This window comes from Streptomyces sp. WAC04114 (genome assembly GCF_019733245.1).
GTDB lineage: Bacteria > Actinomycetota > Actinomycetes > Streptomycetales > Streptomycetaceae > Streptomyces > Streptomyces massasporeus_A.
In genome coordinates, this window is record NZ_JAIGQA010000131.1 from 1 (window position 1) to 24488 (window position 24488).

The 24488-nt window shown below is 68.2% G+C and carries 27 protein-coding genes and 1 tRNA gene; 18 read left to right on the top strand and 10 right to left on the bottom strand.

From position 1 onward, the window contains the following. Positions 1-86: 86 nt before the first annotated feature. Positions 87-1718, bottom strand: a complete 1632-nt coding sequence (locus tag K4G64_RS27550; protein WP_260461070.1) for an NAD-binding protein — start codon at positions 1716-1718, stop codon at positions 87-89. 182 nt (positions 1719-1900) lie between these two features. Here K4G64_RS27550 and K4G64_RS27555 point away from each other — a divergent pair, with 182 nt between their 5' ends. From K4G64_RS27555 to K4G64_RS27565, 3 genes are all read left to right on the top strand, one after another. Further along, positions 1901-2974 (top strand): permease, encoded by a 1074-nt coding sequence (locus tag K4G64_RS27555; protein WP_308122508.1) that lies wholly within the window; start codon positions 1901-1903, stop codon positions 2972-2974. Further along, positions 2971-3702, top strand: a complete 732-nt coding sequence (locus tag K4G64_RS27560; protein ID WP_221758690.1) for a TIGR03943 family protein — start codon at positions 2971-2973, stop codon at positions 3700-3702. The genes K4G64_RS27555 and K4G64_RS27560 overlap by 4 nt, the downstream gene beginning before the upstream one ends. Positions 3703-3766: 64 nt before the next feature. Then, positions 3767-4177 carry a hypothetical protein gene (locus tag K4G64_RS27565; RefSeq protein ID WP_221758691.1) on the top strand — a complete coding sequence of 137 codons (411 nt, stop codon included), beginning with the start codon at positions 3767-3769 and terminating at the stop codon, positions 4175-4177. Between the two features lie 104 nt (positions 4178-4281). Here K4G64_RS27565 and K4G64_RS27570 read toward each other — a convergent pair whose 3' ends face one another. The 3 genes from K4G64_RS27570 to K4G64_RS41525 form a co-directional block, all read right to left on the bottom strand. Then, entirely contained in the window at positions 4282-4938 is a 657-nt protein-coding gene (locus tag K4G64_RS27570) for a DUF1326 domain-containing protein (protein ID WP_221758692.1), read from the bottom strand. A gap of 193 nt (positions 4939-5131) precedes the next feature. Further along, positions 5132-5968: a DUF2182 domain-containing protein gene (locus K4G64_RS27575; protein ID WP_221758693.1), complete on the bottom strand. Its 837-nt coding sequence runs from the start codon at positions 5966-5968 to the stop codon at positions 5132-5134. Between the two features lie 128 nt (positions 5969-6096). Further along, entirely contained in the window at positions 6097-7080 is a 984-nt protein-coding gene (locus K4G64_RS41525; RefSeq protein WP_374206453.1) for a DUF2267 domain-containing protein, read from the bottom strand. Between K4G64_RS41525 and K4G64_RS27585 the strand changes: the two genes are divergently transcribed. Then, positions 6989-7621, top strand: a complete 633-nt coding sequence (locus K4G64_RS27585; protein WP_221758695.1) for an MBL fold metallo-hydrolase — start codon at positions 6989-6991, stop codon at positions 7619-7621. The genes K4G64_RS41525 and K4G64_RS27585 overlap by 92 nt on opposite strands. A 1151-nt stretch (positions 7622-8772) precedes the next feature. Then, complete coding sequence (locus K4G64_RS27590; RefSeq protein ID WP_221758696.1) at positions 8773-9711, top strand: hypothetical protein; 939 nt, start codon at positions 8773-8775, stop codon at positions 9709-9711. Positions 9712-10025: 314 nt separating this feature from the next. Here K4G64_RS27590 and K4G64_RS27595 read toward each other — a convergent pair whose 3' ends face one another. The 4 genes from K4G64_RS27595 to K4G64_RS27610 all read right to left on the bottom strand — a co-directional run bounded on the left by K4G64_RS27595 (position 10026) and on the right by K4G64_RS27610 (position 13033). After that, entirely contained in the window at positions 10026-10673 is a 648-nt protein-coding gene (locus K4G64_RS27595) for an RES family NAD+ phosphorylase (protein WP_221758697.1), read from the bottom strand. Next, positions 10670-11194, bottom strand: coding sequence for a hypothetical protein (locus K4G64_RS27600; RefSeq protein WP_221758698.1), 525 nt, complete (start codon positions 11192-11194; stop codon positions 10670-10672). The genes K4G64_RS27595 and K4G64_RS27600 overlap by 4 nt, the downstream gene beginning before the upstream one ends. 97 nt (positions 11195-11291) lie before the next feature. Next, positions 11292-12539: an XRE family transcriptional regulator gene (locus tag K4G64_RS27605; RefSeq protein ID WP_221758699.1), complete on the bottom strand. Its 1248-nt coding sequence runs from the start codon at positions 12537-12539 to the stop codon at positions 11292-11294. A 158-nt stretch (positions 12540-12697) separates the two neighbouring features. Next, positions 12698-13033, bottom strand: coding sequence for a winged helix-turn-helix domain-containing protein (locus tag K4G64_RS27610; RefSeq protein WP_260461068.1), 336 nt, complete (start codon positions 13031-13033; stop codon positions 12698-12700). A 510-nt stretch (positions 13034-13543) separates the two neighbouring features. Here K4G64_RS27610 and K4G64_RS27615 point away from each other — a divergent pair. From K4G64_RS27615 to xerC, 13 genes are all read left to right on the top strand, one after another. Beyond that, on the top strand, positions 13544-13831 hold the full coding sequence (locus K4G64_RS27615) for a hypothetical protein (protein ID WP_221758700.1): 288 nt from the start codon (positions 13544-13546) through the stop codon (positions 13829-13831). Then, on the top strand, positions 13828-14274 hold the full coding sequence (locus tag K4G64_RS27620; RefSeq protein ID WP_221758701.1) for a Pycsar system effector family protein: 447 nt from the start codon (positions 13828-13830) through the stop codon (positions 14272-14274). Before K4G64_RS27615 ends, K4G64_RS27620 begins: the two co-directional genes overlap by 4 nt. 53 nt (positions 14275-14327) lie before the next feature. Beyond that, positions 14328-15263: a DUF2637 domain-containing protein gene (locus tag K4G64_RS27625; protein WP_221758713.1), complete on the top strand. Its 936-nt coding sequence runs from the start codon at positions 14328-14330 to the stop codon at positions 15261-15263. Next, positions 15263-15643, top strand: a complete 381-nt coding sequence (locus K4G64_RS27630; RefSeq protein ID WP_221758702.1) for an RRQRL motif-containing zinc-binding protein — start codon at positions 15263-15265, stop codon at positions 15641-15643. The genes K4G64_RS27625 and K4G64_RS27630 overlap by 1 nt, the downstream gene beginning before the upstream one ends. A gap of 90 nt (positions 15644-15733) precedes the next feature. After that, positions 15734-17962: a cell division protein FtsK gene (locus K4G64_RS27635; RefSeq protein ID WP_221758703.1), complete on the top strand. Its 2229-nt coding sequence runs from the start codon at positions 15734-15736 to the stop codon at positions 17960-17962. Between the two features lie 141 nt (positions 17963-18103). Further along, positions 18104-18361: a hypothetical protein gene (locus K4G64_RS27640; protein WP_221758704.1), complete on the top strand. Its 258-nt coding sequence runs from the start codon at positions 18104-18106 to the stop codon at positions 18359-18361. 14 nt (positions 18362-18375) lie between these two features. Continuing rightward, positions 18376-18567 (top strand): hypothetical protein, encoded by a 192-nt coding sequence (locus tag K4G64_RS27645; RefSeq protein WP_221758705.1) that lies wholly within the window; start codon positions 18376-18378, stop codon positions 18565-18567. Positions 18568-18582: 15 nt separating this feature from the next. Continuing rightward, positions 18583-19035: a hypothetical protein gene (locus tag K4G64_RS27650; protein ID WP_221758706.1), complete on the top strand. Its 453-nt coding sequence runs from the start codon at positions 18583-18585 to the stop codon at positions 19033-19035. A gap of 160 nt (positions 19036-19195) precedes the next feature. Next, complete coding sequence (locus K4G64_RS27655; protein ID WP_221758707.1) at positions 19196-20086, top strand: bifunctional DNA primase/polymerase; 891 nt, start codon at positions 19196-19198, stop codon at positions 20084-20086. Continuing rightward, a complete protein-coding gene (locus K4G64_RS40535; protein ID WP_260461069.1) occupies positions 20083-20439 on the top strand; it encodes a hypothetical protein in 357 nt (118 codons plus the stop codon). Before K4G64_RS27655 ends, K4G64_RS40535 begins: the two co-directional genes overlap by 4 nt. Then, entirely contained in the window at positions 20436-21611 is a 1176-nt protein-coding gene (locus K4G64_RS27665) for a DUF3631 domain-containing protein (protein WP_221758708.1), read from the top strand. The genes K4G64_RS40535 and K4G64_RS27665 overlap by 4 nt, the downstream gene beginning before the upstream one ends. 215 nt (positions 21612-21826) lie before the next feature. After that, positions 21827-22036 carry a helix-turn-helix domain-containing protein gene (locus tag K4G64_RS27670; RefSeq protein WP_221758709.1) on the top strand — a complete coding sequence of 70 codons (210 nt, stop codon included), beginning with the start codon at positions 21827-21829 and terminating at the stop codon, positions 22034-22036. A 74-nt stretch (positions 22037-22110) separates the two neighbouring features. Further along, positions 22111-23310, top strand: coding sequence for a tyrosine recombinase XerC (gene xerC, locus K4G64_RS27675; protein WP_221758710.1), 1200 nt, complete (start codon positions 22111-22113; stop codon positions 23308-23310). Between the two features lie 83 nt (positions 23311-23393). On the opposite strand, the gene K4G64_RS27680 is transcribed toward xerC, so the two are convergent. Both K4G64_RS27680 and K4G64_RS27685 read right to left on the bottom strand, forming a co-directional pair. Next, positions 23394-23467: transfer RNA gene (locus tag K4G64_RS27680), tRNA-Pro, on the bottom strand. A gap of 47 nt (positions 23468-23514) precedes the next feature. Further along, positions 23515-24285: a Pr6Pr family membrane protein gene (locus tag K4G64_RS27685; RefSeq protein ID WP_221758711.1), complete on the bottom strand. Its 771-nt coding sequence runs from the start codon at positions 24283-24285 to the stop codon at positions 23515-23517. Between the last annotated feature and the right edge of the window lie 203 nt (positions 24286-24488).

Consider the following 24488-nt stretch of genomic DNA (forward strand, 5'->3'; position numbering starts at 1 on the left):
CCGCAGCCGCCGCGCCGTGGCCATCCCGCGCGCGTCCGGATCGGACTCCACGCAGACGACCGGGATGTGCAGTTCCCGCAGCCGCGTCAGCACCCGCGTCCCGATCTTGCCGAGCCCCAGCAGCGCCGCTCCACCGGGATCGCTCCCAGGATCTGCCGCCCCATCATCGCCCCGGCGAACGCGGGCGCGGCCAGATGCGACACACTCCGGCTGCGCGTCAGGGCGAACGGGTGCGCGGCCCGCAGCGTGCGGTACACGGCCGTCGCGAAGTCGTCGTCGTACAGCCGCAGCACGACCCGCAGATCGGGCCGCACGGACCGGGCGTACAGCGAGGCCTCCAGATTCGTCGTGTCCGCGCTGGTCAGGGCCAGCAGCGCATGCGCGCGGTGGATCTTCGCGGCTTCCAGGACCCCTTCCTGGGTGACGTCCCCGAGCACCACCGGCACCCGCAGCCGCCGCGCCGTGGCCATCCCGCGCGCGTCCGGATCGGACTCCACGCAGACGACCGGGATGTGCAGTTCCCGCAGCCGCGTCAGCACCCGCGTCCCGATCTTGCCGAGCCCCAGCAGCACCACATGACCGCCGAGCCCGCGCGGCGGCTTCCGCAGCGCGGACGCGCTGCGGAACGTGCCGAGTGCCTCCAGCACCGCGGCCAGCAGCACCGGCAGCAGCAGCAACCCCACCAGCCCGGACAGCAGTTGCAGCACCTGACGGGCGGTCGACTCGTGGAAGGCGGGATCGTTGATGCCGAAGAGATCGAGCAGCGTCACGTACGTGGCGTACAGCGGATTCTCGCCCGTCACGATCATCAACCCCACGGCGAGCGCCAGCACACAGGCCACCAGCCCGGCCAGGGACCACCGCAGCCGCCGCGAGAACAGCGAGGCGAACGGCGGCACACCACCCCGCCCGGCGGGCAGGGACGGCCCGGAGTACGACACCTGCTCCAGGACGACGGTCCCGCGCCCGGTCGCCGCCGCCACCGCCGCCTCGTCCGGCAGCAGGTGCGGCCCGTGCTCTCCGCTGCCCTCGGAACCGTCCGCACCGGCCGGGTCGTTGCTCGTCGCGGACAGCAGCGCCAGGGTGCACAGCCCCGGGTCGGCCACCTCGCCCGGCCGAGGCGGCTGCCGTTCCACCGCGCGCAGCACGAGCCCTTCCGTCTGGACGACCTTGCTGGTGCCCACCAGGGCGGTGGCGGCCAGCGCGGGCGCGGCCGTGTCGGCGTCGGACAGCACCGTCGTCGACGCGTCGAGACCCGCCCCCTGCCCGTCTCCGGAGGCCACGGCCGCGGTCTGGTCCAGCAGTTCCTCGATGTGCTGCCCCAACCGCCGGTTGTAGAGCCGGAGTACGAGGCGGACGCGGGGGTTGAGCCGGCGGGCGGTGAGGGCGGCCCGGATGTTGGTCTCGTCGTCGTCGTAGACGAGCGCCAGGGCCGCCGCCCGGTCGGCGCCCACCTCCGTGAGGACGGCCTCGGTGATCTCCGGAGCCTCCACGACCTGCTCGGTCGGGGCCGGTTCACCGCTCGTGCCGGTCCGGTTGACGGCCGCGTTCACGACCCGGTCGAGCAGTGCCGCCGAGGCGGCCCGGGCCCGTCCGACCACGGGCTGGCGCACCCGTCTCCCGGAGGGCGGCACGACGAGCGTGACCTGCTCGGCGTAGACACCTCGGAGTTCGGCGGCCAGCCGGTGCGCGAGCCCGTCGTCACCGCACACGATCATGTGCGTGGCCGGATCACTCGGCTGGCCTTGGTTCGGAACGCTCCCCACGAGGAGAAGACTGCCTCACCGGGACGGCCGGTTCCAGAAGGGCACGGTGGGGCGTGAACACCCGGCCGTCGCCGTCCGTACGCAAGGGGAGGAATGGGGCAATGCCCTCGCGCACCACCGGAGGTACCGGGCCCGTGGCCATGACGAAGACCGCCCCGCAGGACGGCGCCGATCCTGGGCAAGCCGAGCGCGAGGACGCCGGCAGCCCGGATGCCGAGCTTGCGGACGCCGCGCCGGACGGCCACAGTCAAGAGGAGGCCCGGCACCTCAACTCCCCCCTCCTCCTGACCCTTTTGCTGCTGACGGCGGTGATGTTCCAGGACCCGATCCGCGGGGCCCTGGCCGCACCGGTGATGCAGAGCTGGATGACGGTGTTCGTCGCGGTCATGGTCCAGGCACTGCCGTTCCTGGTGCTCGGTGTGCTGCTGTCGGCGGCGATCGCGGTGTTCGTGCCGCCGTCGTTCTTCGCCCGGGCCCTGCCGAAGCACCCGGCGCTGGCGGTCCCGGTCGCGGGCGCGGCGGGCGCGGTACTGCCCGGCTGCGAGTGCGCGTCGGTGCCGGTGGCCGGCGCCCTGGTCCGCCGAGGCGTCACACCGGCGGCGGCCCTGGCCTTCCTCCTCTCGGCGCCCGCCATCAACCCCATCGTGCTGACGGCGACGGCCGTGGCGTTCCCCGGCAACCCGGAGATGGTCCTGGCCCGCTTCGTCGCGAGTCTGCTCGTGGCCTGCTCGATGGGCTGGCTCTGGCACCGCCTCGGCCGCACGGACTGGCTGCGGCCCCCGGCCCGCGCGTCGTACGAGGGACAGGGCAAGGGCGCGGCCTTCTGGGGCTCGGTCCGTCACGACGTGACGCACGCGGGCGGGTTCCTGGTGATCGGCGCGATGGCCGCGGCGACCCTGAAGGCGGTGGTCCCGGCGGACTGGCTGGGCGTCGCGGCCGGCCATCCCGTGCTGTCCGTCCTGTTCCTCGCGGCCCTGGCCGTCCTGCTCTCCATCTGCTCGGAGGCGGACGCCTTCGTGGCGGCGTCCCTGACCCAGTTCTCCTTGACGGCCCGTCTGACGTTCCTGGTCGTCGGCCCGATGATCGACCTGAAGCTCTTCGCGATGCAGGCGGGCACCTTCGGCCGCGCCTTCGCCCTGCGCTTCGCCCCCGCGACCTTCGCCCTGGCCGTCGTCGTATCGGCCCTGACCGGAATGGTCCTGCTGTGAACCGCCTGGCCCAGACGGCCCTCCTCTTCCTGCTCGGCGCGACCCTCCTGCACGCCGGCACGACCGACCTCTACCTGCGCTACGTCAAGGAGGGCCTGCGCCCCCTGGTCCTCCTGGCGGGCGCGGTCCTGATCGTCACGGCGGCGGCAACCCTCTGGTACGACCGCCGAGGCGCCTCCACCGCCGGCGACCGCGGCACACCCACCCACGACCACCACCGAGAACCCCGCGTCTCCTGGCTCCTCGCGCTCCCGGTCCTCGCCCTGATCCTGGTCGCCCCGCCGGCCCTGGGCTCCTACAGCGCGGCCCACACCGGCACGGCCCTGACCAAACCCTTCGGCTTCCCGGCCCTCCCCACCGGCGACGCCCCCCTCCGCCTCGCCGTGGCCGACTACGCCGGCCGCGCGATCTACGACGACGGCCGTGCCCTGCGCGACCGCGAGCTGAAGATCACCGGCTTCGTCACCCTGGACCGCAAGGGCGACCCCTACCTGGTCCGCATGGGCCTCAACTGCTGCGCGGCGGACGCCCAGCCGGTCAAGATCGCCCTGACCGGCAACGTCCCTCCGGTCCTACGCCCGGACACGTGGCTGGAGATCACCGGCACCTACACGCCCCGCCGCACGAAGGACCCGGTCAACGACGGCCCGATCCCGTACCTGGAGGTGACGACCGCGAAGCCGGTCCCCACTCCGCACGACCCCTACGACGAGACGTGGAACAGCTGAACTGCGTTACCCCACGGCCCCGTTGGGGTACTCGCAAGGAACCGCTGATCAGCGAGGGGCACCCATGATCACACTCCGAGGCGGCCACACCGCGGAACTCGACCGGCCGCTCCCGCCCGAGGCGGCCCGCGCGGAATTGGCGAAAGCCGACCACCGGGCCAACCTGACCCTGGCCACCCTGGGCGCGACCCTGGCCGCCCTCCTCACCGCGATCACCGCCGGCGTCATCACCCCCACCCAGTACGCCGCGATCCCCCAACTCCTCCTCTGGACGGGCTGCGCGGCCTGCGCCCCGTCCCTGGTCCTCCTGAGCCTGGCGACCAAGCCCCAGCCGACCCCGACGACCGACACCCCACCCCAACTCCTGACCCGCACCACCCACATCAAGCACCGCCGCATACGCCAGGCGATGACGTGGGGAGCGGCCTTCCTGACCCTCACGCTGGCGGGAACGCTGACCGGGCTGCTGTCGTAGCGCTGCCGTCGCAGCCCGCAGCCCGCAGCCCGCAGCCCGCAGCCCGCAGCCGAGAGCCGGAGCCCAGACCGGCCGAGAGCCCGGAGCCCAGACCGGCCGCCTCCTCAGTCAGGTCCGCTCCAGTCGAACGAGAAGTGCTTGCTCGACTTGCCGGAGCGTTCCCAGGAGAAGCCGAAGGCGTCGGCGCGGTCGACGGTGGCTCGGCCCCACGTGGCGACCTGGCCGGGCCCCACCTCGGCGCCAGGGGCGTTGTGCACCTGGACGCGAGCGCCGTCCGGCGTGGTCGGGCCGGTGAGAGCCTCGGCGTTCGCCGTGACACGGCCCGGGATCTCGGCTCGCCAGGTGGCGAGGGCCTCGTCGATCTCCACGACGATGGGGGCGATGTCCATGCCACGCATCTCGGGGTGGAACATCTCCCCGAACTGGGCCGGCCATCCCCCTGCCTCACCGCCGAAGACGGCTCCGAGCGCAGCCCGCTGCTCGTCGTCGGCGCGTTCGTCGAGGAAGACCGCGGCGTACGGCTCCGTATGCGTGCCAGCCCACGGATTGCCCTCGAAGGAGCCGAGCATCAGGACGTTGAGACCGTCGAGCCGTACGTCACCGAAGGTGCCTTCCCGGATGTGCCAGACCAGTACGCCTTCGCAGTCGCCGTAGGTCGGGGGCTGCGCGAAGGTGCAGGGACAGGGGATGGCGCACTTGCACACGTCGAACCAGTCGCCGGCCAGATGCCAGCGCGTAACGGTGGTTGCCTGCTCTGTCATCTCGCTTCCCTCCTGCCGAGCCCGAAAGAGCTCACTCGGAGTGGCGAGACCGCGATTCCCGAGCCCGCTCCCGGGAACGGGAGGGTGGCCTCCCTTCCAGCTTGCACCTCACGTCCCGGGCGGGAAACCGATCCACGTCGGCAATCGTGCCCCGGGCACCTCGATGATGATCCGAGCGTGGCGAGACACCGGATCACATGCCGCCCATGGACGGCATCGAGCCCTGCAGCCCCGGCAGCAGCCAGTCCTGAAACGGCGCGAGCACGGCCAGGACGAGAAAGGCGACCCCCACGACGCCGGAGAGGAGCAGGCCACGGGACCACAGCTTCTCCGCGAAGATCACCAAGGCCAGTCCGGCCATCGCCGCCACGTTCATCACGCCGAGGGGTACGAGGACGACCATCAGCCCGGCGCAGCAGCCGACGCAGTAGGCGCCGTGGTGGACGCCCACCCGCAGGTCGCGGGCCGGTCGCCGGAAGCCGGCGTAGCGCACCAGATGCCCCAGCGGGTCACGGCAGTGCCGCAGGCAGACGTGCTTGAGAGGTCCGAGTTGGTACAGGCCCGCGAGCAGGAAGGCGATCGAGCCGATCCAGCGTCCGGCGGTCGGATGGTCGTCCACCAGGTCGCCGGTGAGGGCCAGGGCCCCGTAGGCGAGCAGTCCGAAGGCCGTCCACACCAGCAGATATCCACCCACGAACTCGACGGTGCGGGCGGCCCGGGTCCAGCCGGAGGACTGCCGCCCGATACCTCGCACCCAGGTGATGGCCACCGGCGCCATGGACGGCAGCATCATGGCCGCCATCATGGTCACCCAGAGCAGCAGGAACAGGGGCAGTGCCATCCCCATGGTGCCGGGTTCGACCCCCATGTCCCGCGCCTGCCCGATGGTCAGCGCCCAGGCGGGGACCGCGATCAGAACGACGAGAATCCAGCCGGCCGCGAGATCCCGCGTGGACAGAAGCTTCCCGCCCACTCCGGTCGGGGCGGCCGACCGAGAGGGTACGAACCCAGCAGCCCAGCTGCGATGCATAGGCGTCGCCTCCTGCGGCTGCTTCCAGAACAGCACAGCGGCATCCCCGACGCGACCGGACCGGGACGATCCCCACGGCCGGTCCCGGACGATCTCCACAACTTGGGTCGCCGTTGTCCGTCGGCTTGTCACGCAGTCAGAGGCGCACCCGGTGCGGGCTGCTTCACTCCTGACCAAGCGGCACGCCAGCCCCCTCCGGGCATGGCGGCCACTACCTGGTCGGCTCGCTCCAGGTGGGAGAAGTCCGTGTAGTCCGTGACCGGCCGCGGAGACCGTGCTGGGGATCGACGACGAGGGATCGACGACGAGGGGTCAAGCCCGTTGCCTCGTTCCAGGTGTCCACGTCCACGGTCCATGTCGGCGGCCGGCCTCACTGGGGACCACGGCCCGCAAGGCCGACTCCGGTCCGTCCGAGGTGAGCCAGTGTCGACAGTCGCTGACAACCGATCGCGGCAACGGCGCGGCTGACGAAGAAAAAGGTCGTTACCCGGCGCCGGCCGGGCCCGCGGGTGTGACAGCAGGGTGTCGTACTCCCGGGGCAGCTGGGCGGTCGCGTCGCGGAACTCCTGCTCGCCGACCGCTTCCCTCAGGGTCGCCAATACCGCGTGGATCCCCGCCTCCGCGAGCTCGCGGGGCACGTTCGCACGGTCCGCCACACGCCGGACGAACGAGTGGGCCCCGTAGCCCTTCGCGATCTCCTCGTCCGTGCGCAGCCAACTCTTCAGCGGCTCCGCGAGCTCCTGGGTCTCTCCCCCGCTGATCCGGTCGGCGAGTACCTCAAAGGCGGCGCGTGTGAGGGTCTCCGCAACGATCCCGCGTCGTCGCCGACGGGCCATGAGTTCCTGCAGGTCAGCGCATACGCCCCGATAGGGGAAGACCTGCCGGTTGCTGCCGCATGCCCGGCGGGGTCCACTGGAGTAGAGGGCCGCATCCGGAAAGGGGCTGTTCCATGGAACAGCAGGCGAAGGACCCCAGGGCGCGGGTGACTGCCCGCGGCCGAGCGCTCCCGGCGGTGATGTCGTGACCGCGCGGGTCGAGTGCGTGGTGACGACGGGAGTCGTGGCCGAGCCGGACGCCGACACCACGCCGATGGAGAACAACGTGTGGATCATCGGTGACGACGAGCAGGCGGTGGTGGTCGACGCCGCACACGAGCCGGACGTCATCGCCACGGCGCTCGGCGACCGCCGCGTGGTGGCGATCGCGTGCACCCACGCACACAGCGGACACGTCGACGCGGCGGTGGCTCTGTCGGACCGCACCGGCGCTCCGATCTTGCTGCACCCGGACGACCTGGAGCTGTGGCGCCGCAGCTTTCCCAGCCGTGTCCCCGACGAGGAACTCGTCGACGGCCGGGTGATCGACGTCGCCGGAACCGCCCTGACGGTACGTCACACTCCGGGACATACGCCGGGATCCGTAAGCCTGTACGATCCGGCGCTGCGCCGCGTCTTCACCGGGGACATGCTGTTCTCCCGCGGCCCTGGGACCATCGGGCCGGAGGACTCCGATGCCCAGGCGATGATCCAGTCGATCCGCGAGCGCCTCGTCACCCTGCCCCCAGAGACGGTGGTGTGCCCGGGGCACGGCGACGTCACCACGGTCGGCGAGGTGGGCGAGCGCGTGGAGGACTGGCTCCGCCACATCGCGTGAAGATCACGATCTACGGCTGGAGGCTCTGATGGTGGGACCGCCGCCGGCCCGTGTGACGCCCCAGCAGTGATCTTTTGGAGAATGCCGCTACGGGCTGCATCGGAGGCAGTGTGGCGACGTTGGTCCGTCTGTAGAAGATCTAGGCGGGACGCGCGGCACGATCAACATCGTTTGGCCCCCCAAATACGACAGAGGGCCAATCGCGATCATGCGATTGGCCCTCTGATCAGCGTCGGGGTGGCGGGATTTGAACCCACGACCTCTTCGTCCCGAACGCGATCGGGCACTGTCCCGCCATGCTGCTGTGGGACTGACCTGCGCGTTTCGGCCTCGACATTGTCCACTACAGTCCGGGACTGTCTGGCTGCAGCTGCCTCGTTTGGACCCCTGTTTGGCCCCCCGGCTGTCGCCTTTCAGGCTGTGTCTGAGCATGCGAGGGCCGCCTGCGGGGCACGTAGGTGCCTGCCTCGGTCGCTTGTGGTTGCGTGCAGGTCAACGATTCGTCGCAAGCGAGGTCCCGTCGTTGCGACATCTGCTAAGACATCGTCAGCCGCTCACTCGTCTCGCACCTCACCACTGCTGGGATACTTCCTCTGGAGCCAGGTGGCCACCGGCCAAGCGGCACCAACTACTGCCGAAGCAGTCGCGAGCGGGACTGCGATGGCCGGCACGGCCCAGACCAGACCGGCCGAACCGCACCCTGCGCCAATGATCAGGCTTACCGCCAAGGCACTGGACCGATACTGGGCTCGGATGCCCTTCGGGCGTACATTCAATGGACACACCTCTTTCATGCCTCGTGACTGTGGTGTTGAGCGGCCTCCCGGTGCGACGGGGGCCGCTCGTTACTTTCCAGCACTTCTGGCCCCGTGGGCGGCCACACCGCAGTACCCTTTGGCCCGTATGAACGCCGGGGCTTGCAATTCGGAGACGCGTCTTCGCAGCTCGCAGCGCTCTGGAGCGTGCGGGCCAAAGGGTCGTATGTGCGACCACCACCCTTTGGCCCGCATGAACGCCGGACAACCGTCGACTACTAGAGGAACTGCAGGTCAACGCCTAGGTGAGCATGCGGGCCAAAGGGTCTAACAGCGAGGAGAGTAATGGCCAGGGCTACGGCACGTCTGAGCAGCCGACTTGCCAGGCTTGAGGAGATGGCTCAACAGGTGGCGGTGGCAACTGCCGAGTTGCAGGCCATCCAACAGAACGGCACCAGACCATCCACGGTCAGGATCCGAGACGAGTTCTTCTATGCAAAAAAGGGTCGCAGGCCGTCCATCAGTAGCATCTTGGCGCCCCGTGGAGTAAATTCTCAAATCTACCTACTGCTGCTCTTTGAAGCCCAATGCCGCAAGAGGACGGGTATTGCTGGACCGTCGAGCATTCCTCTTTTTCCGGAAGATCCCGAGGATGTTTCCTGGGATAAAATTGTTGTGTCCCAGGCGAAGGATAATTCACATGGGAAATCTCGCACCACTGCCCGGCAAAACAAGATAAGGCAGATAAAATCTGCCTTCCAGCGTTTACATCAAGAGAATCTGGTCCGGGTGTCGGACGCGTCCGCTGGAAAGCCTTCGATCGTCACCCCGCTGCACGAGGCGGGAGTCCTTGCCCGGGGTGGCGCGTACGAGTACACCATTTCCAATGGATCAAAGGGATCGGTCGGGCTTCCTGTGTCCTTCTTTACGAAAGGATGGATTTACTGCTTGACTCCGTCTGAGGTGCACTTGTATCTGGCACTTCTTCATCTGCAGCGCCGCAATTCCAGCACGCATTGGGAATCGGGGATCTTTTGTGCCGGTAATGGCAGATCGCAGGACTATGGAATCAGCCGGGACGTCTACGAGTCGCACCTTATGCTGTCGCGGTTCAAGCTGATTACCAAGATTCAGAATCCTATCCGTCATGATGACGGGAAGGTGCGCGCGTATGCTGCCATGCAGGAGCGTGGAATTCCACTGCCAGCCCATAGATTTCGAGTTAACCCGCCGACCGCGTTCATGGGTGAAGCGGCTGAGAGGGTGGCCTCGGGCATCCGGCAGGAGCTGCGTCAAAGATCACGTACGGAGGCGTTGGTAAACGAGAATTTTTGAGGCTCGCTAAGATGGCTCACTAGCAGCAGTCCGGTCGGATACCGCTGTTCGTATGGACATTTGGCCACCCTTGCCTTTCAGGCTGGGGGTGTTCATGCCGAAGCGCTTTACTTGAAGACCGCATCTGTTCCACGTCAGGACGGCCACGACAAGGCCGTTGAGTACGACAGTCAGCATCACGGCTTGGGCGGAAGTCGTGACGAACGGTCCTCCTGATCTGGCGATGATCTGTTTACGTTCCTTACTGACCTCGCGTACGAAAGAGATTGCCGCGATTCGATCAGATGCACTGGCCGAATTTCGCGATCGACTCGTTACGGTTTCCGCCGTGGGTAAGTTCCTCTAGGGTCCCGCGAGAATGGGATCTCGAATTCATCGGCTGCCTCATATGCAAGGCTTACAGGAACTTCGTCATCCTCATGCACTTTGAGCATTTTACTCGCGTCAGGTCCGTGTCTCTCGGAAAATATCGCCAAGTTGAGGGCCTTCTTTGCGGGATCTTTGAATGAGATGTACCAAATCCCCTCAAGGTGCTCGTTGAAAATTTCGAGCGCGAATCCTTGGCTGAGAGGATAATCGGGGCCAGGCTCATTCCAGATGGCTGAGGTGATTTTTCGGCGTCCCTTATTGCGGCGTGACGCCATATTCAGAACTTGAAGGTCACTTCTCAGAGACACCTCCGCAAGCTTGCGCATTCGCAATTCGCTCTCCAGTACGGCTTCCTCGTCGTATCGCAGGAACACTTCCATGTAGGCGACTAGCGGACTCTCTGCTACGTAATACGTCCCTGCCTCATCGTGGCCCATGAGGTCGAATCGGCATTCCCCGCAACGACAGAACCATACAGGGTCGAGCGGATTTCCGTGATCGTCGAACTTCCGATGTAGGCGAAAGAAATGTTCGCCATGGCCGACCTGCTTCGTCGTAGCCCAACTATCCCTGTGCGGTTCCGTTGTCGTCATGCTAGGCTCCGAGCGGCAACTGTCGCGGCCTGAATTAGGCCATCTCTCAAGCTCTCGTCTTCCATGACATCCCGCGGCCTCTGCTGCCCTATCTCCGCCTGCTTTGTGGCGGCCCAAGAGATAACATGCTCAGGTCGATAGAACTTTCCTAGGATCTCATGGAAGGTAGCGACTACAGCCATTGCATTTTCTCGCATTCGCGGCTTGTCGCCTAGCCCTTCTATCTGCCACAGAGGTACGAACGTCTCGAACCTTCCCTGTAGGGCAACGAGCTTTCCGCGGGCAACCTGGTCCTCCAGGTCCTTGGGTGCTTCCCCAAGTTCCCGTGCGAGGTGTTCCAGGCTGACGGTCTCTCCCAGGGCGAGATGCCAACGACAATTGCTGATAGCCCAGTCAGCAGCATCCCTTGCAAAGTCCTCAGCAGCCTCGTCATCTACGGCAAAGAGCTTCGGATGCCTCTTGAATTGCTCTTCGAGTATCTCGTGGAAGGTGCCCACGAGCGTTGAAAGCGCGTCTCCCATGCTTCAACGCTAGGTTCGTCGCCTACATAACGCATCTGGAGGCCGCTACCGCTACCGGCCGCAACCGCATGCATACGCGAAGCTGATCTTAAGTCCCTCATCGTGGCATGAATCCGGGCTTCTGCTCAGCCAGCGAGTGGAGCCGGGCGAGGTAGTCCTGTGCCCCCGGCTCGGAGCTGTACCGGTGGCGCATCTCGGCTGCAAGCTCGCGGCTGGTCATGATCAGTGAAGGCACCGACTTACGGTCCCCTTCGAGGGCCCGCTCACCCATGATGAGTGCCTGCTCCAAGTCGCCCTCACGCGCCGCCGTGACTCCGAGCGTGACGCGCGCTTCAGCGTTGCGCATCGGTGAACGCTCGGTGCCGTCGAAGTCAGTTCCCGACCTCAACACCTCTTCGGCGAGCGTGCGTGCAAGCTTGTCTTCGCCGACCAGGCGGTAGCAGTCCATCGCGTAGAAGTCGAACTTGGCTGGGTCAACAACGAAGTGGTTGTCCAGGTTCTCGGGGTACGGCATCCCTTCGAGCAACCGCCGCCCCTTGTCCAAGGCCACCTCCACTTGCCGGCGGTCCCCGATTCGAGCCCACGCCTTGGCTTCCTGGCCTGCAAGCTGTACGGCTACGCCGTGGTGCTGCGCCCTTTCTGCCCCGGCCTGCGCCGCTGCGATGACGCCGCGATAGTCGCCAGTCGTGAGTGCGAACCATGCCCGCATCTCGTGCGCCCACCCGGCGACCTCCGCGTGGTCAGCCTCGGTCGCGAGCGAAAGTGCGGCCTGACGCGTCGACTCGGCAGCGTGGCGGTCACCTGTGTCGTACTCGACACAGCCGACCAGAAGGGCGAGCCAACCAGAGAGTGCAAGCACTTCGCGGTGCTGCGCGAGCGTGAGGCTCTTCGTGTGGAGTTCGACGACACGGCGCAACCACTGGCGCCCCTCGATGAGAAGCTGCTCGCTCGGCATGAACGGGTACTCCGAGGCGAGCCGGTCTGCCGTGATCCGCAGGGCATCAAGCGTGGCGTTGTCGACGTCAGACCGATTGAGACGACTCACGATCTCCAGCGTCTCCATCCCGGATGCTGCAAGGATCTCCTTGCCTCCGTCCCGCCGTGCCGGCGCAGGGAAGAGCGCATGCGTCACGGTGCCGAAGAGGGCCGCGATGATCGGTTGGTAGAAGTCGTTCGGCATCTGGCCTGACTCCCAGCGCTTCCACTGGCGAATCATGCTCTCTTCCGCAGGCAGCTCCGTGGGAGCGTGCGCCCGCAGCGCCTTGACTGCGTCACGCTGCGACCAGTCACGAGCCGCTCGTTCGGCAGCGATGCGCCGCGCCCACGCGGGCCTGTCGTCGGTCATGTGCCCTCCTTCGAGTGCCTACTCCGAGTCTCACCCGCGAGCCCGGGGGACAGGGAAGGTGACATGGGGGTGTCACTGGACATGTCCCCACCTACGCTTCGTCGTCCCCTGGCTGTCACTTACCTCACAACTCCCGTTCCCCGCATGCTGGTTGCAGATCACGCACCACCCGGGGCGGAGCGCTCTTCAAGCGCTGCGACCCGTTCAGTCAACGTCTGAATCTGGGAGCGGATTTCCTTGATGTCGTCGCGCAGGTCGCTGCTGGGGGAAGCTCCGTCGCTGACGAAGTTGCCGAGGTTCCCGGCCGACACGATCAATCCTTCCGCCCGGAGCGCAGCCAAGCCGTTCTGGATGGTCTGGCTCGCAAATCCGAAGCGGTCGATCAACTCGCGCTGTGACGGGAGCTTGTCTCCCGGCTTCATCTTCTTGATGTCGTCGCGAAGTGCGTCCGCGACCTGCACCGCTTTCGGCTTCGGCCCTCCTGTGGCAGTCATGCTCTGAGCCTACCCACCACAGCGAACTAGAGCGCATCACCTCACAGGGGTTGTGCACCACAGCAGACTAGTGCAAGCTAGTCAGCAAGTGGCCGCCCGGAAACCTCGGGTGGCGACTGCTTGACCTGCACGAATGGCTCGGAATTGCCCGTATGGCTGCCGCTTGCGGTAGCCGGAAGGCGGCTTCTGCCGCGCGCCGCGGGCCCCGCGTTGATTGCACCTTGAGAACTGAACAGTGGACCGAGGATCTACCGCCTGTCCTCAGCGACAAGAAGGCGGTCCGCGCGGAGAAAGACCCGCGCACCTGATCTCGCGAGCGGGCACGACCTGGCGTTTCTGTCGTCGGCTCCGCTCGCTCCAGTGCTGCCCTGATGGTCGTAGGCGGGTTCGACTCCTGCCGGGGCGCTATCCCCTGCCGCAATCTGCGGCTCGGGTTCTCCGGAGTGGTCGCCGTCTCACCAACACGCCTGCACCGCTCCGGCTCCCTGTCCCTCCAATCAGGAGCCCTGAATGCGTACCTACATCGGCCACCACCAGGCCCTTTCTACCGATGAGTTCGTGGAATTGGCCCTCGGCACCCCGGTTGAGCTGTGGCTCGGGGTCGAGGGCGAGACGGACGAAGAGCGCGCCGCCCGCCTGGACGCGGCGCGCGACATTCTCGCCGACGATCCGGACCTTCCCGACGACCTGATTCGCATGGCTGCGGAGGTCATCGAGGAGCACCCGGACATGTTCGACGTCGTCCCGCTGGCCCGCCCGAACCGCCGCCGCACGGCGCGCAAGGGGGTGGCGGCATGAGCGCCTCGGAGCGGAGCCTGATGGCCGCGCACTCGGAGGTGAAGGCTGAGATCACGCGGACCGACACCAAGTCCGGCCTTCTGCTGGCGTTCGTCGGCGCTGTGCTGGCGGGCGCGTGGACGGTCGCCCGTGACCTGCCGATGAACCTGCCCGCCTATGTGGTGGGCGGGCTCGGTATGGCTGTGCTGGTCGCGGCGGCTGGTCTGCTTCTCCGGTCGGTGCGCCCGAACCTAGGGGGCAGGCACGGTTTCCCGCTGTGGGCGACGCTCACTGCCGAGGAGATCACCGCTGCCCTGTCCCAGGACCTCAGCGCGGACATCGCGGGTCTGTCCCGGATTGCCGTCGCTAAGTTCACCGGCCTGAAGCGCGCCGTCGACCTGACATGCGCGGGCGGTGCGCTGCTCATCCTCGCGGTTTCGATCGCGGTTGGGGGTGCGGCGTGACCACCGTGCAGAGCAGTGAGCGTCCGGGAGTACCGCCGTTGACGCGCCCGGAGATGGGGCTCGCTGGAGTCGGCGCGCTCGCCGCGGCCGGAGTCGGCGCGCTCGGTCTTATCTCCTCGTTCGACGCCGTGTCGGCTGCCGCGGCTCGCTGGGGCTTCGGCGAGCCGTGGATGCTGCCGGTCGGTATCGACGTGGCCATCCCGGTGTTCACCGTCGCCAACCTGCTGTTGATCCGGATGGATATGGCGCTGGCGTGGGTGCGGTTCGTGCCCTGGGTGCTCACTCTGGTCACCTGCGGGCTGAACGTCGCCGCCGGACACGGGCTGTGGGCGAAGGTTGCACACGGCACGATGCCGCTGCTGTGGGTGGTGTTCTCCGAGATCGGAGCGCACATCTACGCCGTGCGAATCGGCGCGGCCACCGGCCGCCGCATGGAGAAGATCCGCTTCTCCCGTTGGCTGCTCGCCTTCCCTTCCACCTTCGCACTGTGGCGCCGTATGACGCTGTGGGAGGTCACCTCCTACACGGAGGCACTGGCGCGCGAGAAGGAACGGCAGTTGGCCCGCGCGGACCTGCGCGAGCGCTACGGCCGCAAGTGGCGCTCGAAGACCCCGCGGCGCGAGCGCGTGATGCTGCGCATGGGCGACCTGGCCCCCACCACCGAGCAGGAGACGGCCACCCCGTCACCGGTGGAGAATCCGCCGGCACAACCGGCCGAGCCCAAGCCGCGCCCGCGCCGTCGGCCCTCCGCCAAACGCAAGGGCAAGGCTCCGCGGCCCTTCGAGGACGCGCTGACCGAGGCGCGCACGGTCACCGCGGAGTGGACCGAGGCTGAGCTGACCGCGGACCGTCTGCGCACCACGCTGCACGTCTCGCAGGACAACGCCCGCAAGCTGCGCGACACCCTGAAGGGCGAGCGCGCGGACGGCCGCGTGATGCACGCCGTGGACGTCCCGGAAGGCGAGGCACCTGCGGCTGAGGCCGCTTGATGCCCCCGGCATTCGGCAAGTGCTACGACCCTTCCGGTAGCCAGTACGGCATCCCCACCTACCCCTGGCGCTACGCCCCCGACGGGCTCGCCACGCGCCGCCAACTGCGCGCCCGTGGCTTACGTCCGGGCGGGCAGCCGATCGCGGCTCAGGTGCTGCGCCCGCGCTACCGGCGCGGCCCGCTGGTCGCTTACCTCTACCGCGTCGACCGCGCCAAGCCGGTCCGGCCGATGACGCCGGGCAAGCGGGCTGCGCTCGCCAAGGCAATGCGCGCCCGCCGTACCTGCCCGGTGTGCCGGACGGAGGCCGGATACGTCATCCCCGGCTCGCTCGGGATGTGCGTGCCCTGCGCCTACCCCGAGGAACAGCGCGCCGCTTGAACTTCGCCCCAACCATCCGGCAGGGCCGGTCCGCCCACCTCCTACAGCGACGGACCGGCCGCGCCTTCCTCCCATTGGAAGGGAATCTCAGTGAAGCACCCCGACGACGAGAACGAACTGTTCAACCGACTCGAAGCGGAGATGAGCGCCGACTCTGGGGGTGAGGTCGTCGACCTCGACAAGGCACGGACGGCCCGTGCCGAGTGGGCCGACCCGGCAACCCGACCCGACTCCGACCGGTCGCCCGACTCCCGCCCCGAGGGGTCGGACAGCGAGTCGGGCGACCCGACCGACCGCGTAATGGTCGACCAGCCGACTCCGAGGGCTACCGGTCCGGGGTACCTCGGTCGGCTGCTCGGGGCGCAGCGCCGTGCGGTCGTTCCGGTGTGGCTGCGTTCGGTGGCAGAGCTGCGGACCGCTACGGCGTGGGTGGCCCGCCACTATGCGCACACCGCCGGGTATCACGCGCTGCGTGCCCCGGTCTATGCTGCACGGCTCACCCTGCAAGCACCGACCGGTGCCGCCCGGTTCGTGGGCGGCACGATGCGGTGGGTGGCGGACCGCGAGGGGGAGCCGGTCCGACTCGCTGCGGTCCGCCGCGAGGACGCAGCCGAGTACCTGAAGCTGTCGCGGCAGCGCGACGGACGCGTCCGACTGCGCACCCTGGTGACCGTGCTCGCCATGTTCGTCGGGCTCGGCGCTGCGCTCGCCATGTACGTGCTCGCCCCCGGTTGGCTTCAGGCGGTGTCGGTGAGCGCGATCGTGATGGCTCTCGGCTATGCCGGGCGCCGCGCAGATGCCCCGGTCATCCACCGGGCGGTGGAGCTGCCCAAGGCGGTCAAGCTCACCAGTGACATCGTGCTGCGTGCGCTCGGCTCGCTGGGCATCCCGGCTATCAACCAGGCGCAGGCCAAGGGCCGGGACGGATTCGAGTTCACCGCCCCCATCACCCGCGACGGGCCCGGTTGGCGTGCGGAGGGCAACCTGCCGTTCGGCGTGACGGTCACGGACATCATCGAGCGGCGCGAGCGGCTCGCTTCCGGTCTGCGCCGGCCACTGAGCTGTGTGTGGCCGGAGGCGGTGGCCGAAGAGCACACCGGGCGCCTGGTGCTCTGGGTCGGCGACCAGGACCTCACCAAGGCCAAGAAGCCCGCATGGCCGCTGGCCAAGTCCGGTTCGGTGGACCTGTTCAAGCCGGTCGCCTACGGCACCGACCAGCGCGGACGCTGGGTTGAGATCACCCTCATGTACATCGCGGGGATCATCGGTGCCATCCCGCGCATGGGCAAGACGTTCCTGCTGCGCCTGCTGCTGCTCATCGCCGCCTTGGATCCCCGCGCCGAGGTCCACTCCTACGACCTGAAGGGCACCGGCGACCTGGACCCGGTCGGCGAGCGCATCGCCCACCGCCACCGCGCCGGTGACGAGGACGAGGACATTGAGTACGCGGTCAAGGACATGCGCGCCCTGCGCGAGGAACTGCGCCGCCGGGCGAAGATGATCCGCTCCCTGCCGCGGGACCTGTGCCCCGAGTCCAAGGTGACGTCCGCTCTGGCGGACAGGAAGTCGCTGGGGTTGCACCCGATCGTGGTCGGGGTGGATGAGTGCCAGGTGTGGTTCGAGCACGACAAGTACGGCAAGGAACTGGAGGAGATCTGCACCGACCTGGTCAAGCGCGGCCCTGCCACCGGGATCGTGCTGCTGCTGGCCACGCAGCGACCGGACAAGGACAGCATCCCCACCGCCATCAGCGCGAACGCCTCCGCGCGGTTCTGCCTGAAGGTCATGGGGCAGACCGAGAACGACATGGTGCTGGGCACCTCCTCCTACAAGCGAGGCGTGCGCGCCACGATGTTCAACTGGGCCGAGAAGGGCGTGCACTACTTCCTCGGTGAAGGCGCCGACGCCCGCATCGTCTGCTCCACCTACGTCGACGCCCCGACTGCGGAAGCCATCGCCGACCGGGCCCGCAAGTTGCGCGAAAAGCTGGGCCTGCTCACCGGCCACGCACTCGGGGAAGAGCCGGAGACGGACGAGGCCAACGCGTATGACCTCCTCGCCGACATTCTCGCCGTCATCCCGGCCGACGAGCCCAAGGTGTGGTCCGAGACCATGGTGGCCCGCCTCGCCGAGCTGCGCTCGGAGGTCTACGACGGGTGGGCCCCTGACGCGCTCGCCACGGCCCTGAAGCCACACGGCATCTCCACGGTGCAGGTCGGCCGCCGCATCAACGGCAAGGTCGTCAACCGGCGCGGCATCGACCGCTCGCACATCACCGCCGCAATTGCGGAGCGTGACGGAAACCGGGACGCGGGCTGAGCGTCCGGGGCCGCTAGCGCTAGCGGCACACCCCGCTAACGTTAGCGGCCCCGCTAGCGCCCCAAACCCGTTCTGAGCAGGCCGCTAGCGGATAGCGGCCCACCTGCGGAAACCCCTGAAACTCGCCTGGAAGGGCCCGCCATGACCCCTGTCCTGCTCGCTATCACCCTGATCCTCGGCGTAACGCTCTGCTACGTCGCGGTGTGTGCTGCCTCGCCGTTCGGCAACTGCCGCAGGTGCAACGGCTGGGGCTTCGCCATGAAGACCGACCGCAAGGGCCGCATGAAGCGCGGCAAGGACTGCCGCCGCTGCAAGGCCACCGGCAAGCGCATACGCATCGGCCGCTGGCTCTACAACCGCTGGGCCCGCATCTACCGCGCAGGCACTCCCACCTCCTGACCGGAAGGCTCCTGATGATCCTCAACATCTCCGCCGTGCTGCTCTTCGGCGCCGCGTCCGCTTTCGCCGTCAAGACCAAGTCCGCCGGAGGGGGCTCGGCCATCGTTCTGTTCCTCTTCGGCTTCTTCGCCGCCGGGACCGGCGCCTACGAGCCCATCCACAACCTCGTGGAGGCCTGCGCCGACGCCCTCAACGACCTCGGCTGAACAGGAGGCCCTCCCATGAACGAGCCCGCCAACCTCGTACCCGGCCGTCGTGAGGCGACCGTGGAAGTCCACCTGCCCACCCCGCTCGCCCCGATGCCGTCCGCGCCGGTCCAGCCGAACACCATCCCGGCCGTGGCGAGCATCGTCCTGCCGGACGGCAGGGTCGTCACCGGCTACGCTCTCGAACCCGCCAAGCCCGAACTCCCCACGGCGAAGCCGCCCGTCTCACGCACGGCGGTGAACATCGCCCTCGGAGGCATCGGGTTCGGCGCCGTCTGCGGCGGACTGTTCCTGCTGACCGCGTTCATCACCGCACTGACCGCGCTCATCACCCAGCTCATCACCCTCGCCGCCGCCATCTTCGGCGGCTGGGTGGCCGTGCAGGTGTTCAGTGCGAGCGGCCACCGCAGCGTGACCACGGTCAACATCCGTAAGGCCGTCTTCAAGCGCAACCACTTCCACGACTAGCTACGCCCGAGGCGGGCGCCGTCTCACCACAAGCCTGCGCCCGCCCCGGTTCTCCAGTCCCTCCAAGAGAGCAGGAGACGTCCAGCATGACCCAACGAGCGTCATTCGGCGAGGGCCGTCCAGCCCATGCCACCCCATCGAGCGCGCCGGGGGTGGCGGCATGAACCGTCACCTTCTCTTCGCCGCCCTCGATGCGGCGGAGCAGGGATGGGCCGTCCTCCCCCTACGCCCCGGGAACAAGCGTCCGGCCCTGCACGGTGAGGACGTCTGCCCCGGCATCGGAGACTGCGCGGGCGGTCACCGCAAGTGGGAAGAACGCGCCAGCATCGACCCCGACCGCATCCGCCGCGCGTGGGGCGACCTGCCGTTCAACGTCGGCATCGCGACCGGCCCGTCCGGGCTGGTCGTCGTCGACCTCGACATGCCCAAGCGCAAGAGCAGTGCAGACACGCCTAACGGCGTGACGACCTTCAGGGCGCTCTGCGAGCGCGCCGGGCGAGCGGTGCCCACCACCCGCACGGTGCGGACCGCGAGCGGCGGAGTGCATCTGTACTTCACCGCACCGCCCGGTGCCCGGCTCGGCAATACGGCCGGACGTCTCGGCAAGCGCATCGACACCCGCGCGTGGGGTGGCTACGTCGTCGCCCCCGGCAGCCTCACCGCCACGGGCGCCTACGCGGTCCTCAACGACGCGCCGCCCGCGCCTTTGCCGGATTGGCTGCAGGGCCGTCTGACGGCCCGTCATGCTTCGCGGGTTCTGACGGCTGCACCATCGGCCGTACGGGCCTCTCGTTATGCCGTAGCGGGCTTGAACGCGGAAACCGCGTCCGTGCGGCAGGCCCCGGAGGGCGAGCGCAACGCCACCTTGTTGCGGGCGGCGCGAGCCCTGGGGCGGTTCATCGCGTGGGGCGACCTTCCCAGGGAGCAGGTTGAGGAGGCTCTTCAGTGGGCGGGGGAGCAGGCCGGTCTCTCGCCGCGGTCCTGTGAGGCGACCATTCGCAGCGGTCTGAACTGGTCGATTGCCCGCAACGGTCAGCGGAGGGCGGCATGAGCACCCGTCCCCGCCCCTCTCTGAAGAGCCTTCCCACCACCACGACCGGCCCGCGCGCCGCCGCACAAGCCGCGCCCGGTCCGGCCGTGGGCGAGCCGACAGGCGCCGCCCGCAAGGGCGTCCCCTCTGCCCTTCGCCCTGACCCGCACCAGGCAGACGGCCGGTACCCGATCGCGTGGCTGCACATCTCCGTGCCGCGCGGCGCCGTGCCCACGGCCACCTCGAAGTGTTTCTGCGGCAGGGACCGCAGCGCCGTCGGCCACACGAAGGTGCTCGCCCTGATCGACGACCACACCGCCCACCGCGACACGTGCCCGCTCCGCACCAACCAGGAAGGGAGGCAGGCGGCATGAGCACCAATCCGCCGGCACCCGCCACCGATGGCGCCGCACTGCTCGACGAGGTCGAAGCCTTCCACCGGCGCTTCAACATCTTCCCCCTCGAAGCCGCCTACGTCGCCGTGACGCTGTGGGATGCGCACGCGCACCTGCTCGACTGCTTCGACTCCACCCCGCGGCTCGCGTTCCTGTCGCCGGAGCCAGGGTCGGGCAAGTCCCGCGCGCTGGAGATCGTGGAAACCCTTGTGCCGCAACCGATGGTGGCGGTCAACGCCTCCGCCTCTGCGCTCTTCCGTGCGGTGTCCGGGATGGAGGGACGGCCCACGATCCTGTTCGACGAGATTGATACCGTCTTCGGTCCCAAGGCCGGGGAGAACGAACAGCTCCGCGGTTTCCTCAACGCAGGTCACCGCCGCTCGGGCGTCATGTGGCGCTGCGTGGGCGACGGATCCAACCAGCAGGTGCAGGAGTTCCCGTCGTTCTGCGGGGTCGCGGTCGCCGGACTCGGCTCGCTGCCGGACACGATCCTGACCCGCTCGATCATCGTCCGCATGCGTCGCCGCGCACCGAACGAGCGAGTGGAGCCCTTCCGGCAGCGCATCCACGAGAAGGAAGGCCACGCGCTGCGCGACCGCCTCGCCGAATGGGCGCAGTCCGTGCGCCACCTGGTCGACGGGGTGTTCCCGGAGCTCCCGGAGGGCATCAGCGACCGACCCGCGGACGTGTGGGAACCCTTGCTCGCCATCGCGGACGCAGCGGGCGGCGCGTGGCCTGAACGGGCCCGCGCCGCCTGCATCGAACTGGTCAACGCAGCCAAGACCAGCGACAAGGGCAGCATCGGTATCCGAATGCTCACGGACCTGCGCGACTACGTGTTCAACGGAATCGACCGCCTGCCCACCGTCGCCATCCTCGACAGGCTCCACAGCCTCGAAGAGGCGCCGTGGGCGGACATGAGCGGCAAGCCGCTCGATGCCCGCGGGCTGTCGCGGATGCTGCGGGAGTACATGACCGCGGACAACACCCCCATCGCGGCCCGCAACATCAAGGCGGGCGGGAGCGTCATGAAGGGCTACTACGCGAGCGATCTGCACGACGCGTGGCAGCGCTACTGCCCTCCCCCCGCTGAAAGTGCGCTACTTCCGCTACCTCCGCTACCGGGCAGCTCAGAGGCGGTTCCCGGGTAGCGGCAAGCCGCTCCGCATCCGCTACCGCAAGCTCCATCCGCTACCCGCCCCGCGGCCACGAGCCCGGGGCCGGTAGCGGCTCCATCCGCTACCGCTACCCCTTTCGCTACCTCGATCATGCCCCTGACCAGGGCGGTAGCGGAGGTAGCGGAAGTAGCGGACCTGACAGGAAGGGGGTTACCACCCCCGGAACCCTGCCGAGGAGGCACCGCTGCATGGCCACCGTTGCTGAACCTGCCGAACAGCTCCTATACCGCCCCGAAGAGGCGGCCAAGGCTCTCAGGATCGGACGTTCGATGGTCTACGAGGAGATACGCCTCGGACGACTTCAGACCGTCCGCATCGGCCGTCGCCGTCTCGTGCCGCCGGAGTACATCGAGCGGTACGTCGAACTCCTCAAGCGCGAGGCAGAGGCCACCTCCTGAATCTCCCATTACCCGAGTTCCACAGGGCCGCGTCCTTCAGGGCGCGGCCCTGTCCTATGGAGGCACAGCACAGCATGACCGAGACCCCGAAGCGCGCCCAAAGGGCTGGCCACGGTGCGGACACGATCTATTGGGACCCCGCCAAGAAGAGCTACGTGGGTGCCGTCTCCCTGGGGTACGCCCCGAACGGCAAGCGCCGTCGGCCCAAGGTGTACGGCAAGACGAAGACCGAGGTACGCCAGAAAATCCGAGACCTGAAGAAGGAGCTGCAGACCGGCGTCAAGGCGCCCGCCAACTACACCGTGGCCGACGCAGTGAACGACTGGTTGGAGCGCGGGCTGAAGGGACGCGACGAGAAAGGCACCATCGGAAAGAACCGCTCGATGGCGAACAAGCACCTGATTCCGTTCATCGGCAAGGCCAAGCTGAAGGAGCTCAGCGCGGACGATGTCGACGACTGGTTGGACGACAGGGCTGAATTCCTCGCGACGCGAAGCCTGCGCGACCTGCTCGCCATTCTGCGTCGCTCTATCGCGCACGCTCAGCGCAGGGACAAGGCTGCGCGGAACGTCGCCCTACTCGTCACCGCACCGGAGGGACGCCCCGGTCGGCCGAGCAAGGCGCTGAACTTGGAGGAGGCGAAATCCGTGCTCACAGCCGCGCGCCCGTCACGGCTGTACGCCTACCTCGTGCTCTCACTCCTCAGCGGTGTGCGTACGGAAGAGGCGCGCCCCCTCACCTGGGATCACGTTTTCCTGGAGACGACGGATGGCATCCCACCCCATGTCGCGGTGTGGCGTTCGGTGCGCAAGCACGGCGAGACCAAGACCAGGAAGAGCCGCCGGACTATCGCCCTGCCGAAGCAGGTGGTCGACGTCCTAGAAGAGCACATGCGATGGCAGAAGCAGGAGCGGGCATCAAGAGGGATGGAGTGGAGCCCGACCGGCCGCGTCTTCACCACCCGGAGCGGCGAGCCGCTCGACGCGGCCAACGTTCGGCGCGACTTCAAGGCCATCGTGAAGAAGGCCGGACTGAAGCCTGAGTGGACCCCGCGGGAGCTCCGGCACAGCTTCGTGTCCCTGCTCTCCGACCACGGCATACCGCTGGAGCGGATCGCGCTCCTGGTCGGTCACAGCAGTCAGGCGACCACAGAGGCGGTCTACCGGAAGCAGCTCCGGCCCGTGATCACGCAGGGGGCCGAAGCGATGGACGACATCTTCGCCGAAGATCAGGAAGGGGAGGCTGCGGTAGACGACGGCGACGCGGTGGCCTGATCAAATTCGTTTGGCCCCCTGTTTGGCCCCCCGAGCACGACAGAGGCCACATACGGAAATCCGTATGTGGCCTCTGACCAGCGTCGGGGTGGCGGGATTTGAACCCACGACCTCTTCGTCCCGAACGAAGCGCGCTGCCAAGCTGCGCTACACCCCGATGTCGCTGCTGTCGCGGCGACGACGTTTACTTTAGCCCACCGGTGGCTAGAGACGAAATCCGGTTTTGCCGCGGTGGCGGATGGGGTTCGGGCGGGCGTGGTCGAGGCCCACGAGGAGCACGGCCAGGGCGTAGAAGGAGAGGCCCAGCAGGAGGGCGTTGCCGAGAACGCGCTTGAAGCCGTCTTGGCCGACGTCCAGGAACGGGTACAGGTAGCGGTCGGGAGTGCCCGGGAGGAGCAGCTCGCCCCGGGTGAGGCAGAAGGCCAGGTAGGCCATGGGGTAGAGGAGCCAGGTGCTGGCCTGGCGGAGGTGCATGCGGCCGGGGGACGTGAGCAGGAGCCAGTCCAGTGCCGCCATGATCGGGGTCACCGTGTTCAGCACCGCGTGGGAGAGGGCCTGCCGGCCCGTCGGGGTGGCGGCCTCGCCCGTGAGGGAGAACGGGCTCGCCGCGTTCGCCAGGAGCAGGTGGTGCACCAGGGCCGCGATGACGACGTAGAGCAGCGTCGCTCCCAGCACGGCACCCGGCAGGGGCCGGCTCGCCGTCCATGCGCGGCGGGCAGAGAGTGCCATGACCAGCGCCAGCAGCATGTTGCTCTGGATCGCGAAGGAGCTCAGGACCCGGGACGGGTCGCCGAGGAGCAGTTCGAGCGTGACACCCGCGGTCGCCGCGAGGGCGATGAGCAGGCGGAAGGCCGCGGCCGCGGGGCGGCGGACCGGGGTGACGACGGCCGTGGCCGGCACGGGGGCGGGCCGCAGTGCCGGCGGGGACGGTATCGCTGGGAGGTCCGGGATGTCCCGGGGTATCGGGGCGGTCATGCCCCCACGCTGACAGAAACGGACATAGGGGGCGATGTGGGCGGGGCTGTGCGGGTTACCAACCTGCCTGCCTACAGGGCCTACCTACCGGGCCTGCCCAGCCGGGCGCACCTACCGGGCTTGCCCACCCGGGCGTGCCTACCGGGCCTTGCCTACCCGGGCCCACCCATCCGGTCGGCTCACCCGGGCCTTGCCCACCCGGG